Origin of the sequence: Paludisphaera soli (genome assembly GCF_011064595.1) — a bacterium.
Lineage (GTDB): Bacteria > Planctomycetota > Planctomycetia > Isosphaerales > Isosphaeraceae > Paludisphaera > Paludisphaera soli.
In genome coordinates this window covers 1-13,050 of the sequence record NZ_JAALJI010000054.1, presented here as the reverse complement: position 1 = coordinate 13,050, position 13,050 = coordinate 1, and the positions used below count along the sequence as shown (strand labels likewise).

Genomic DNA, 13,050 nt, shown 5'->3' with positions numbered 1-13,050 from the left:
TCGGGGCAAGGGCGTCGTCGCCTTCCACGCGGCGCTCAGCGCGCACGCCGACTGGCCCGAGTACGAGGTCATGATCGGGGGGGCGTGGCGTGGGGGGGCGAAACACTCGCCCTACCACGGCTTCCGGGTCGACCTGAAGGCGCCGGATCATCCGATCCTGGAGGGGCTCCCCGCCTCGTTCGTCACGCACGACGAGCTGAACCAAGGCCTGGCGACGCAGCCGGGGATCACGGTGCTCGCCACGGCGTACGACGACCCTGAGAACAGCGGCCCGGGCCCGCAAGGAGTCCGCGGGTCGGGAAAGGACGAGCCGGTGATGTGGACGCTCCCGTACCGCAAGGGCAGGGTCTTCACCACGGCCCTGGGACATGACCTGCGCTCGGTGCGCACCCCCGGATTCGTGGCGACCTTCCGGCGCGGGGTCGAGTGGGCCGCGACGGGGCAGGTCACGATCGGGCCGCCCCCGGGGCTTGGGGATGAGGATTGAGTCCATCCGTTCCACGAGCCGACCGCTGCGCTTCGCCGATCCGCCCATCCGGGCGGCGGAGCGGAGGCCGGCATGCTCCTCCGGATCGCCGTGATTGGCCGACCCCGTCGCCGCGCCCGGGCATGATCGCCGTCCACGTCTCCCGATCCCGGCCGCCCTCGGCCCGAATCCTCGGGTCGTCGGCCTCCGGCGTGCCGAACTCCGGGCCGGGCGTACGATCCGGGGGACGTTCCCGTCCGAGCGACCGCGCCGGTGGACGAGGCGCCGTCGTTCTCCTCCCGGACCCGGACCGTCCGCCGGCCCGTCGAGCGTGGCCGGGACGTCCGCTCGGGGGAGGACGCGATGACCCGACTTCGCGTCGTTGACTGCCGACGGGCGGTCCGATCGGGCTGAATCACGAGATTCAAGTCGCGGCCCGCTGAGGTCGCGCCCGCCACGGATCGCGGCCGGCGTCTCGAACGGTCGTGAGCCGCGGCCTCCTCACGGTCTCGGAGGCCGCGACGACCCCGAAAGAGAGACGCCGGGGAGGGTTCAGTTGCGGCCGACGCCCATCGCGGCGAGTCCGGCGAGTCGACGGTCGAGCAGGTCGAGGTCGAAGCAGACGAGGGCTCGGATCAGCCCGACTTCGTACCCCCGCCACACCGACACGACGATGCGGTGGTCGACCTCCGGCAGGTCGGCCCGCAGCCAGCAGTCGAGGCCGGACTCGGCGAGGGGCCGAGAAGCGGGCTCGACGACGTCCACGAGGTGTCGGCTCGTCCGCAGGTCGGCCGCGACGTCCAGGGCGGCGGGGCGGGCGGGATTTGGCTCGTCTGGTTGCATGCGAATGACTCCGATTCGTCGAGGGGGAAAGGCGGGCCCGCACGAGCGTCGAGCGTGGGCCCAGGGTCAAGTGGGTCGGCCGGGACGTCCGGCGGCCCCGGGCCGTCTCGTCTCGCCGAGGGGCGAGGGATCGCCGCGTGGGACGTCAGAGATGGAGATGGCATTGCGGCGGCGCACCGAAGGCGGTCAGCTCCCGGACGCGGACGGCGAGGTCGAGGGCTCTTCGGCCGCCTCCTCGCGTACTTGCGGCCCCTCGGCCCCGGCGGTCGACTCGTGCGGGCTCGACGCCTGCGGGTAGGCGGGGAGGACCAAGGTCCAGTACGCCGGGGCCCTGCCCCTGCACCGGACCTCGGCCCCGGCCCACTCGCCGCCGAGCCTCGCCACCGCATCCCTGGCGCGGTAGAGGGGATTGGGGGAGGCATATTCGGGCCGCCCGTCCGGCCGCGAGCCGACGGCCGCGCCGAGGATCCCCGCGGCCCCCGCGGCGGCGAGCAGGTCCCGGTATGCGGCCTCCCGGCCCGGCCTGGCCGCCAGCTCGGCGGCCAGCCAGGCGGCCGCGTCGAGGGCGGCGCGGGCGGGGCGGCCCTTCGGCCCCTCGCCCTCGCCCGCGACCACGGCCTCGGCGTCGGCCCGGTCGACCTCCCCGTCCAGGACGAGGTTCGACAGCCACTCGACGACCTCCCGCTCCTCGGCCGTATAGGCGTTCGGATCGGGGATCGCGAGGCCCGGGTCGATCGGCTCGAAGTGGTACCCGAGGGCGGGCAGCCTGGGGCCGGCGTTGCCCTTCGCGTGCACCAACACCCCCCGCCCGGGCTCGTCCCTGCGCAGGGACATGAGGAACACCCTGCGGGCCAGGGCGACCCAGGCGGTCGACCCGCGCACCAGGCCGGCCAGCGACCGATGGTCGCCCCCCTTCGCCTTATTCATGTGGAGGACGCCGATCAACGCGCAATCATGCCGCTTCATGAGGGACAGGAAGGGGGCGATCGCGTCGGTGACGTCGTCGGAGCTGTTCGAGGACGCCCCTCCCGGCATATAGTTCGCGATCGGGTCGATCACGACGAGGTCGGGGCGGGCCCGACCGACCACCTCCCCCCAGTACGCCAGGTCGTCGAGCCGGACGGGCCTCTCGACGACCTCCCCGGACTCGAGCGTCGACCGGACGGAGGCCGTGGAGCACACGATCCTCGTCAGTTCGGCGCCCATGGACCTGAGCCGGGGGAGGACCGACAGGCGGCGGCTGTCCTCGCCCGAGACGAGCAGGACCCGGGCCGCCTTGGGCGTCCGGAACACGGGCGAGAGGTCTCGCCCGAGGGAGAGCTGCGCGACCACCCGAAGCGTCAGCTGGGTCTTGCCGGCCCCGCCGTCCGCGACCAGCCCCGTGAACTGGCCGGTCGTCGCCAGGCGACGGATCACCGTCCTGCCCCTGTCGCTCGACGGGTGGTCGACGGCGACGAGGCCGAGCTCGTCGTCGCTTCGCCCGGCGTAGCCGGGCGGGGCCGCCCCGGCCGCCCGGGACCCGACGACCCTGGCCCTGGCCCTTGCCCTGGCCTCCTGGGCGACCCTCGCGGCCGCGTCCTCGATCCCGGATTTGGCCGCGGCGTTGACCTTCCAAGCGGGAGCGGGCGGCGGCTCGACTCCCCTGGGTTCCGTGATGGGCCCGGCCGCGCGGTCGACGGCCGGAAGGACGTCCGAGGATTCGGCGAGGACGTCCCGGCGGTCCGCGGTATCATCAACCATAGATTCGGCTTCCCCTGCGACCCCGTCGGGCTCCCACCCGGCGGGGTTTTCCCATCGATCGCGCCGGTTCGCGGGGTCGATGCGACCCCGGTCGTTCCACTTCGTCAACGCGTCGGCCCGCCGGGACCCGAAGTCCGCGATGGGATCCATGCGCCGGCCGGCGTTCGAGACCATTCCCGGCTGCGGGCTCGGGCGAACATCGCCCAGAACCTCTCCTCCTTGTCGCGCCGGTCCCCGACCACCTCGCGGGCGTCCTCGAGCTTGTGCCGCAAGGCGGGCTCGTCCCAGCAGGGCCGGCAGAAATCGTCGTTGTACTCCTCGAGGAGGTCCATCTGGTCGTCCTCGTCGTCGATCCCGGCCTCCACGATGGCGCAGGCGGCCGCGAAGGTCGGGTTCGAGCCCCCCGCCCCCTCGACGGCCGGGCCGAGCCTGGCGAAGTCTTCGCGGAGCCTCTCGACCTTGAACGCGATCCAGGCCTCCTGCTCCTCATCGCCGAGGTCGTCCATGTGCAGGACGCCCTCGGCCCGCATCTCCCTCCGCGCGGCGGCCTCGGCGACCCTCGCGAGGGCGACCCCCGACAGATACTCGAGGGCGTGGTCGGGGAGCGGGGCGAGCTTCCGGGTCGGCTCGATCCAGGCTCGCGCCACGCCGTCGGTCTCGGACGGCGGGACCAGGGCCGAGGACGCCTTGCGGGCCCCGTCCGGCTTCCAGCCGCCCAGGATCACCTCGAGCCCGGGGAAGTCCTCGTGCTCGTGCTTCCGCAGCTGTTCGTGGAACGCCGCGCCGAACTCCCTCGGGATGGAGGCCAGCGACTTGCATCCGCGGCGGCTCTCCCAGGTGGGCGTCGGCCCCATCCCGGCCGTGAAGCGGGCGAAGCCGTCGAAGGCCTCGGCCCGCGACGCGTCCCAGGGCGAGGCCTTCGCCGCGTCCGCCTCGACGTGGACGAGCCACTCGCCGTGGGGGCCCATGTCGGGACCGCAGACGACGAGCAGGTTGCTCGAGGGACGTTCCGCGAGGGCCGCCCGGAAGTCGGCCTCGGACCTCAGCGGGCGGAGGTGCCACTCCTTCTCGCAGTGTGTCTTCCCGTCCTTGTAGAGCGCGGCGGTCAGGGTCAGCGAGTAGCCGGCACCGATCCACCGGAGGCCCTCCTCCCGCAGCAGGGGGACCCGGCGTCGGGCCCGTTCCGCGCGGGCCCGGTGCCAGTTGTAAACGTCGAGGGCGTCGTTGGTCACGGGGGCGGTGGGCCAGACGATCAGCCGGCCGCGGCGGGTCGGGCGGATCCAATGGACGAGGGCGAGTTCGGGGTCCTCGGGCGGGCGCGAGTCAGGCATCGGTGCGGCCCTCTCCAAGGCCTACAGTGCCGCGGGGCGGGACCCGGGACGTCCGGGGCCGGCGGGCCCGACGCGTGAGGGTTTCAAGTCGGCGGCGGAGCAATGTGACCCGGCGCGGGCCTGCGACCCGGGTCCCGGGAATCTTCGGCGATAGCATGACGTCTTCCTCGGCTTCGGCGTGAAGGGGCGGAGACCATCTCCGCCGGCGATCCGTGATAACCGCCCCGGGCGAACGCGAGGGAGAGAGGATGCCGCGAAAGGTTTCCGGAGGGGCCCCGAGGAGTCCGATGACCGAGGGCGTGCGGGGACGGACCGGACGCGGTCGAGGCGTGCTCCGCCCGAGCCGGGGCGAATCTTGCCAGGGCTGGATTCACCGCCCTTCCCATCGAGTCTCATTCGGTGAATCAATCCGGCAAATCCCACTCATCAAGGGACTTACGCCGTTTCACAAGCCTGGGTCGATTCGGTGAATGGGCGGCCTTCCGTGAACCGGTCAGGAGTGGAGGCGAGCCCATCGCGGGGGGGCCGGACCAAACTCCAAGGGTTCGACCGGCCCAGATCCCGAGGGTCGGATTCACCGAAGTGTCCGGATTCACCGAACTCGAAACCAGTGGTGAATACCACTTAACCATTGTCCAAAAAAGGAGATACGAATTACATTCACGGAATGGGGCGGCGTCTAAGAGTTCGGTGAAACGGCCCTTCGACGTTGGGTCGGCTGCGTCCCCATCGCCCCCGCCGGCAGGCCGCCCTGCACCCCCCATGGGCTGCGAGCCGGTCGGGGCGGATACACTGCTCCGTTCGCGGCGTCGGTAGTTCCGCGGTCGGACATCGGGCACCGAACCGGAAGTCCGGTTGGGGTCTGAACGGGACGGCGCGGCCCGTCGGCGGGCGGGTCCCGATTCGGCATGAGAACCAGGATGGGGCACGAGCCGATCTCGGAGGAGTCGCCCTGCAGATCGAGCTGAGGAGCCATGCCCACCCGCCGATCTCGGCGCGATGGGACCGGGGGGTTGGTCGCGGCCCTGATTCCAGAACGGGCCCCGCATCGATCTCGACCCCCCGCCGACGCGCCATGATCGTCGACTCCCGACGGACGAAGCGGCCGGTGGCGTCCTCGGCCGCCTGGTGAATCACGTGATTCAAACTCCGACCGCGAGAGGGCTCCTGCGCCAGCCCGCCGCCGGGGAGGCAGGTTCATGGGCCGGAAGGCTCCAGACCCCGCCCGGATCGCCCGCCTTCCCTCGGGAGTCCGGACGCCGGCTCGGCCCGTCCGGGCGGCCTCGAGGTCAGGCGGTCTCGCATGCAGGGCCGGCCTCCCCTCGGAAAGGCCCGGACGCCGCGTCGGCCGAATTGGCGGCGGAGATGGTCGCAGGGTGGTCGGCACCCAGGCCGGAGGCTTCTCGCCGCCGTCCGTCCCGGCGGCCTTGCCGACGGTAGGCTCGGGAGGTCCGCCTGGGCGCGCATCACCCTCCATCGGGACACAAACGGCCGAGGAGCCGGGCCGTCGCGCCGGCCCCCCGGGACCGCCCCACGGGTCGGGTGCGATGAGCGAGGCGCGTCGCTTGGCAGTCGCATCCCCTCGTCCCGGACGCCTCTTTCGTCGACCGCCCCGCCTCGGGCAGAGTCCGGACTCACGGGGTGGGAAGACGTGTGCCCGGCCGACGAAGCCCACGTCCCGTCGAGGGCCATGGTCGGCGATGAATCCTGTGATTGATCCGCGGGCGTGCCCCCCGCTCGCTCGATGGCCGGCGTTCCGGGGCATGTCGCCCCGACGAAGTTCCGCCGGCGGACGTCATGCTCGGACGGGCCGCTTAAAAGTCCCAGGCCGAGACCGGATTCGGGGTCCGAGTTCGGTTATGGACGCGGTGCGGCCTCGCGCTTCGATCCACCCTCGCGGCTGGGAGGAGGCGCGAGGGCCACGACTCCGGCAACCCTCGAGGAGTGAAGTTCGGCCCCGGCCCCGCCCGCCGTCGAGGGTTGGGGCCCGACGGGCGGGAGGAGGATGGTCGAGCACGCGGCCTCTCAAGGCCGGCGGGTCGACGACCCGGCGGACGACCGCCCCCCTCGCATCGAGGTGTCCACGGCGGAGCGGACCTGGATCGCATGCGACCTGTCGAAGTCCTCCAGGACGTCGCCCCGGGCGAAGGCCCCGTGGATCGTCCGAGTCTCGCCCCCGAGGGCCCCGGGGAGCCGGGCCCCCCGGCGATCAGCGGCGTGCGGTCACGTTGCGCAGCGCGGCGATCGGGATCATCGCGGCGTCGGGCGCGAAACTCGCGACGTTCGCGATGTCCGCGCCCGGCTTGGTCTGGGTCCACATGGCGAACCGGTAGCGGTTCAACGTCGCCCCGCGCGACGGGAACTGGGAAGCGTCGAGGAAGACTCGGAGCGTCGCCCCCCGGATCACGATCCGGGACGCGTCGATCGGCCGGGTCGAGCCGTCGGTCAGGTCGCGGACCTCGCCGGTCGCCGAGGAGCCAAACGGGCCGACGGCGATCGTGACGAGCGCGTCGGGCGTGATGCCGGGCCTCGCCTCGAAGGCCGGGCCGAGCGAGCCCCCCGCGCCGCGGTCGACGGCGAAGACGTAATACGACGCGTCGGGGTTCCGGAATTCCCCGCGGAGGATCGTCGCGAACTCCATCACGTCGCCGCGGAAGACGGCCGCGCCGGCGGCCAGCGGCAGGAGCTGGTCGTACGGCCGGCCGGTGAACAGCGGCTGCTCGCCGGGCGTCCGGAACGTGATTCCCGCGGCGGAGTAGGAGCTCTGCCCCGCGATGAACTGGCGGACGACCGCCTGCGGGTTGCGGATCTGGCGGCGGATCAGGCTCGCCCACTCGCTGCCGACCCCGCCCCCCAGGGCCCCCATGATCGCCGAGACCGCCGCCGGATTCGTCGTCACGGCGGTCGACGGCAAGTTCCGTACGAAGGCCGGTCGCGCGGACGCCGCCCTGGCCAGGACGGCGTCCAGCCCGCTGAGCAGCTGGCGGCCCTCCAGCGGTTCCACCGACATGAGGGTCTTGCGGGCTCGATGCTGCCTGTTCATGGCGTTCGTCCGGGTGGAGGTCATGAGGGCGCTACGCGAGATGCCGGTCGTCCGATGATCCGAACGGCCCGCTATGACTTTAGAATTCTAGGGCGCGAAATGGCAGGCGGTTCGGAACGCCGTCGCGGTAGCCCCCAGGATCTGTCGCCGGGCCCCGTCCAGATTAGCCCCCGCGAGACGATGCAAAACAACTTGGGACAGGAGCGCCGCAGTCGGTGGTTCGTGGGGGCGACATGGGCCGCGATCGACGCGCCGAACCGGTAGAACGGATGGCGGACCTGGTCCTCGTCCCATGCATCGGCTCGGCGCGCGGCATTCCTTCCGGTCGAGCGTCACCGCGATCCCGGCGCTGGTTCGGCCCGCCCGGCGAGGCGCGTCGTCCGGCCCCTTCTGCATCTCCAACTGGCCGCTGAGGAGGGCCTTCGTCGATCGATGACGGCCCTGCCGAGGCTCCCTCGGAGGGCGACCGGCGGCCGTCCGACCCTCGCAAGCCGTCGACTGCGAAGTGGGGGCCTCCCTGGGCTCATCCACCTTCTACCGGCTCGGTCTCGATCAACCAGCTCGGTCTCGATCAACTCGGCGGCCTTCGGGGCGCCGCACCCGGGGATCGACGATTGGATCCGTCGGGCCGCCCGCCGATAGGACGGGTCGCGGAGCACCCGGGAGATCGCCGATCGCATCGCCTCGGGCGTGAGCCGTCCGAATGGGAGGAGGGCCTCCCCGGCACCCGCCCAGGCGACCCGCGCGGCGGTCCTGGGCTGCTCGTCGGCGACCGGCACGGCCAGCATCGGCACCCCCAGGCTCAGGGCGTCCAGGACCGTATTCAGGCCGGCGTGCGTGACCGCCAGGGCGGCGCGGCCGAGCAACTCCAGCTGGGGGCCGCGACGGGTCGGCCCGGCAGGTCGCCGAGGGCCTCCGGCGCGACCCCGCGGCCGGTCGAGATCACGAGCTGGGCGTCGAGCCCGACGCACGCCTCGGCGATCGTCCGGAAGGCGGCCGCGACCGGATTCCGGAGGTTGCCGAGCGAGGCGCAGATCGGCGGGCGTCGCGTTGCAAGTATGGGCCGCCGCGAGCGGCTCGCCCGATCCGCGTCGGGGAGCAAGCCCCGCACGAAGTTCGAGAGTGGTGGACGTCGCCGATAGGATCATTTCGCGGAATCCACCCGAACTCACCGAGTCGGGTTGGGGCTCGGCGAGTTCGGAGATTCGGCCTCGCAACGCCGGGCCGGTCCCACTTCGTGCGACCGGAACGCACCGCGGATAGACTGCCGCCCTGCCCGCTGGACTGACCATACGCCTCGTCGATGGGACGGCGCCTCGCGACTTGACGAGCGGTCGTCCCCCCGCCGCTCTCGTCCCCGGACTGCCGCCGGCCGGGAGTTCCTTCCCAATTGACGGCCCAGTGACGAAACGGCGAAACTCCCAACGTTAGGTGCACATGCGTGCACGCGTTTGTCGCAACCCATCCTGGAGCGGGTGTTTGAGCGGCGATCGGCCGCGGTCTCGCCCCCCCGACTTTCGGGTCGATCCCGTCGGCGGGCCGTGCACTCCCTCGTCCGGGGTCGAAGCGGAGTCGCCGAGGCCACGCGACCCGCGACCTGGAGAACGAGCCGATCGCGTCTCGGATCCCGCATGGTGGAGGCGGCTTCTCCCTCGATGACCGCGGAACGACCTGAAGTGGAAGGCCCCAGGTCACGCTTGCGGTAGGCCGACGAGTTCCGGCCCCAGGGCAGGGCTGAAAACTCGGGCGGCGGGCTAAACGTCGCCATCGCCGCGACGGTGTTTCGTCCGACGAGAATCGCCCGCTTCTCCGGGTGGTGCGTTGTCCTTCGCCGCCCCCGCGACGAGAAAATGAAGCAGAGGAGCCTCCCGCCCGCCGCTCGAGGACGGGACCTGCCCCCCGATCGCGCCCGACTCGCTGCGTCCTCGATGCCGGCGGGAGTTTCGAGGTTCCGCGACGCCCCGGGGCCCGCGGCGGAACGCTCGACTCGCCGAGCAGGAAGCCTCAACATCCGAAGTTGGGGGGACGACCTGCGGCCGAGAGGCCTGCGCCGGTGAATTGCAGGATTCATCGGGCGCTCGCGAGCCGCCTCCGACGACTTGTGGTTGATTCTTCATCGAGGCGGGAACGCATGGCGGAGGATCAAGAACCGACGGCGACGCCTCGGGATTGGAGTCGCCCGCGACGCCCATCCGCTCGTATTGCCGGCCCGGAGGAGCGGCCGGCCCCTGATCACCCCGTGCGGACCGAGGCGAGAGCGGCCCGCCCCATGGCCGAGACGCCCGACGCGACGACTCATGCCCTTTCGGTGCGATTGGCTCGACGTCGCAGGACGGGCGATACCGTCGGAAGTCCTCGGCCTTGGACATCCGCACGTTGCTGCGGAGGACGAAGCGAGGTCGAGAGGGATCTCGTCGCGGCGAGGCGCAGCGGGACGGGCCGGAAGGGGGGGGGCAACGCCCGACCGACGCAGGCCCGGGCGCGACTCCGAACGGGCCCGCATCGCGCCGACCGGGACGGCGACGTGACAGGCCGCGGGGGAGCCCGCATCTTGAAGCGCCGGATTCCTCATCTCGGGTGCCCGAACGCCGTCGGCCATGGCTTGAGGGTCGTGGTCGACGCGTGAGGCCTCCAAGGGCACCCGGCCAGGGGTGCCGACGCATGAGCTGGAAAGTCGGGGTGCCCCCACCGGCCTTGCCGGCCTGGAGGAGCACCTGGCCCGTCGACCTGCCGGATGCCCACGACCCCGCAACGCGGACCGATCCATCCTCCCGATCGCCCCGGCTACTCCCGTCGTCGAGCCGGTTTACAGGGGGCCCTGGACGGCCGGCGGTTCGGCCTCTCGGACCGGGCCAAGCCCCCATCGCTCCCGCCGCTGCGAGCCTGCGCCGGCCTCGAGGCCTCTCAGGGCGACTCCACCGCCGTTTCGGAAGCCGAGTTCCTTGCCCGTTGGTCGAACTCCGAGGACGAGGAACGGATCCTCGCAGACGTCCTGCTCGTGGGCGTCGACGACACGGGACCTGATTCTCAGGCCCCAGGATGGACTCGATGGGGTGGGCGAGTTCAGACCGCATCTCGTCCCCGAGCGAGGCCGGCCTCGTGGGCCCTCGCCCTTTCGGCCCCCCGCCGATCCGGGGAGATTTCGATGATGCGTCGGTCGCCTCGTACGGCCGCCCCCCGAGCATCTCACAGCCCGCCCTCCCAGGGCCGTGAAGGTCACGTGCTGCGGGCCGGACTTGAATGACGTGATTCAAGGCGGCCCCGACGAGACGCTCGAGGACTCGACGCGTCGCGCCCGGATGCGCTCCTCGGCCGATCCGGGCCGTCGGCCGACGTAGGGAGGGCGACCGGAATTCCCCCCCTCGGCCGAGATCGGGGTACCTGCAGTTTCCAACCTCGCCTTAGCCTTTCCGCAGTCCGAAACCGATCCTGTCCATCCCGGAGATTGAAATTGAACCTGGCGAGAATCTTCACGTTGCCCTCGGACCACAGGCCTTGCTGGCCTCCCGCGGGCCGCGCCGGCGACCACGTTGAACCGACTCCCCGTCGGCGGAGCCCTTCGCGCCTCCGGGCGGCCAAGTCCCTGGCTTCGCCCCCGCGCCCTGACTCGCGATGGTCCGCGGCCCACGCCCCCGGGGTCCTCCGGCCGGGGAGGCGGGCGTCGACCCTGGCCCCGCCGTCGGAGCCCCGGCGCTTCAGGACGGGAGGTGGGCTGTGAACGACCCCGCGATCGCGGCCGAGCCGCGGCCGATGACCCCCCACGCCGTCGAACGGCTCGTCGTCTACATCCTGGCCTACCCGGAGGTGGCCCGGGCGGCCCTCGCGCATCTGCAGCCCGAGGACTTCCTCCCCGAGTCTCACTTCGAGATGCTCTGGCTCTGCTTTCGCGAGGTTTCCGCTCGCCCCGGGGTCGACGGGGCGTCCTTCGACGTGCTCGACGCCGCGGTCCGCATCCGGGTCGTCGAGGCGGAACCGCCCCTGGATCCGAGGCTGGCGGCGATCCTGCTGGCGGGCCCCGAATCGGTGGGCCGAGAGGCGACGCCCGGAGATCCGTCGACCGTGATCCGGAGGCCGGGCGTCCTGCATGAGGCGTTCGTCGCCTTCGACCCCGCCGACGCCTCGCCCGAGTACGCCCTGGGACAGCTCCAGAGGTTCCTCCGCGAGCGGATCGTCGACGCCTGCCGACGACATGTCGTGGATCGGCCGGGGGGCCAGGCCGTCGGCGACGCCTTGGCCGCCCTCTGGGCGACCTTCGGGCGGCTCGACCGGATCGGTTCCCTGGGCCGGCCGCTCTCGCGTGGGCTCTCCGATCCGCTCGCGGACGCCGTCCCGGTCGAAACCTTCCCCACCGGAGCGGACTGCTTCGACGACTTCCTCGGCGGCTTCCAGGCCGCGGGGGAGGTCTACTACCTGCAGGGCGAGCCGAAGGTGGGCACGACGGTGCAGGCGGTCCAGCTGGCCGTGAGCGCGGCCGAGCACTTCTTCGCGAGGTCCCTCGACGGCGACACCCTCAAGACGGCCGTGATCGTTCACTACGACATGACCAGGGCCGAGATCGGACGCCCCGTCTACGCCCGAGGCGCGAGGGTTTCGCAGCGACGGCAGACGTACGAGATCCGCCGGCGGAAGGAGCTTTCGGGCCGTGGAGCCTTGCTGGAGTATGAGGAGGCGATGTACCGCTCGCAGGGGCGCCTCGACCTCGGCGACCTCCCCGGGGAGCGCGAGCGTGTCGACGAGTTCACGGCCGGGCCCGGCCGCGCGATCCTCTCCCTCGACATGAGCGTCCCGGAATGCGTCTACGTCTGCGGGGGCGTGGACGGGCTGGCCTGCCTGCTGCAGGAGATCCGGCGCGAGGGCGGTAGCCTCGGACTCGTGGTCGTCGACTATGTCGGCATGGCGATCCGGCGGACGCTGCCGAGGGAGGGAGACGACGCCGACGGGGTGACGCCGGCCCTGGTCCGCTCCTACATCCGCGAGGTCGTCGAGAAGATCGCCGTGCCGTTCGAGGTCCCGGTCTGGCTGATCGACAAATTCCACGTCGAGAACGCGTCCTCGGCGTCGGTCGAGGAACTCCGGATCGCGCACGCCGCCGAAACGCGGGCGGCGGGCGAGGACGCGGACGCCGCGTTCTGCATCGAGTACGGCGACGAATTGGGCGTGCTCCGACGGATCTCATGCGTCCATTCCCGCCGAACGGATTCGGCCGGACGCGTCCGCCTCACCCGGCTCGACTGGGACCTCGGTCGTTTCCGCGACGACGACCGCCCCGGCGGCATGTACGGGGCCGCCGGGGCAGTCGCTCCCGAAGGTTGATCGGATGCGGCTCGCGTCGACGCCTCGGGAGGTCCTTGCGATCCCTCGCGGCCTAGAGAAGCCATCCGGGCCGGCGGTCCGTCGACGTACATTCCGGCCCGTCGATGTAGGATCGCCGAGTCGGCCTCGAGCCGATTCCTCTCCGGCGGGCGGGGCCTGAACCTCGCCTCGCACGACCGGCCGGCCGAGGCGTTCGGTCCGGCCCTCGAAGTCATGGTGCAGTACAAACCGCGTCCCTCGAGAGGACGCAAACCTACCTAAGGAGAAGCCGATGCAGAAAGCGTCGAAGGGCCTGATCGACTGGAGGAAGTTGG

The 13,050-nt window shown here is 71.8% G+C and carries 8 protein-coding genes; 2 read left to right on the top strand and 6 right to left on the bottom strand.

What is annotated here, in order from left to right; genetic code table 11:
* Window positions 1-487 (top strand): ThuA domain-containing protein (locus G6O68_RS30425; protein ID WP_165253306.1); only part of this gene is annotated, 487 nt, incomplete at its 5' end.
* A 531-nt stretch (window positions 488-1,018) separates the two neighbouring features.
* On the opposite strand, the gene G6O68_RS30420 is transcribed toward G6O68_RS30425, so the two are convergent.
* From G6O68_RS30420 to G6O68_RS30395, 6 genes are all read right to left on the bottom strand, one after another.
* On the bottom strand, window positions 1,019-1,309 hold the full coding sequence (locus G6O68_RS30420; protein WP_165253305.1) for a hypothetical protein: 291 nt from the start codon (window positions 1,307-1,309) through the stop codon (window positions 1,019-1,021).
* A 186-nt stretch (window positions 1,310-1,495) separates the two neighbouring features.
* The gene (locus G6O68_RS30415; protein WP_165253303.1) at window positions 1,496-3,049 is read right to left on the bottom strand and encodes an AAA family ATPase; all 1,554 of its coding nucleotides are present in this window, start codon (window positions 3,047-3,049) and stop codon (window positions 1,496-1,498) included.
* Window positions 3,050-3,153: 104 nt separating this feature from the next.
* Complete coding sequence (locus G6O68_RS30410; RefSeq protein ID WP_165253301.1) at window positions 3,154-4,380, bottom strand: bifunctional DNA primase/polymerase; 1,227 nt, start codon at window positions 4,378-4,380, stop codon at window positions 3,154-3,156.
* A gap of 2,209 nt (window positions 4,381-6,589) precedes the next feature.
* Complete coding sequence (locus tag G6O68_RS30405; RefSeq protein WP_165253299.1) at window positions 6,590-7,423, bottom strand: hypothetical protein; 834 nt, start codon at window positions 7,421-7,423, stop codon at window positions 6,590-6,592.
* Between the two features lie 332 nt (window positions 7,424-7,755).
* Window positions 7,756-8,289 carry a glycosyltransferase gene (locus G6O68_RS33735; RefSeq protein WP_165253297.1) on the bottom strand — a complete coding sequence of 178 codons (534 nt, stop codon included), beginning with the start codon at window positions 8,287-8,289 and terminating at the stop codon, window positions 7,756-7,758.
* On the bottom strand, window positions 8,247-8,534 hold the full coding sequence (locus tag G6O68_RS30395) for a hypothetical protein (protein WP_165253295.1): 288 nt from the start codon (window positions 8,532-8,534) through the stop codon (window positions 8,247-8,249). Before G6O68_RS30395 ends, G6O68_RS33735 begins: the two co-directional genes overlap by 43 nt.
* Before the next feature lie 2,603 nt (window positions 8,535-11,137).
* Here G6O68_RS30395 and G6O68_RS30390 point away from each other — a divergent pair.
* Window positions 11,138-12,736, top strand: a complete 1,599-nt coding sequence (locus G6O68_RS30390) for a hypothetical protein (RefSeq protein WP_165253293.1) — start codon at window positions 11,138-11,140, stop codon at window positions 12,734-12,736.
* The last annotated feature ends 314 nt before the right edge of the window (window positions 12,737-13,050 follow it).

Coding starts and splice junctions, on each gene's coding strand:
- G6O68_RS30420 (WP_165253305.1), bottom strand. CDS start 1,309: ATGCAACCAGACGAGCCAAATCCCGCCCGCCCCGCCGCCCTGGACGTC.
- G6O68_RS30415 (WP_165253303.1), bottom strand. CDS start 3,049: ATGGTTGATGATACCGCGGACCGCCGGGACGTCCTCGCCGAATCCTCG.
- G6O68_RS30410 (WP_165253301.1), bottom strand. CDS start 4,380: ATGCCTGACTCGCGCCCGCCCGAGGACCCCGAACTCGCCCTCGTCCAT.
- G6O68_RS30405 (WP_165253299.1), bottom strand. CDS start 7,423: ATGAACAGGCAGCATCGAGCCCGCAAGACCCTCATGTCGGTGGAACCG.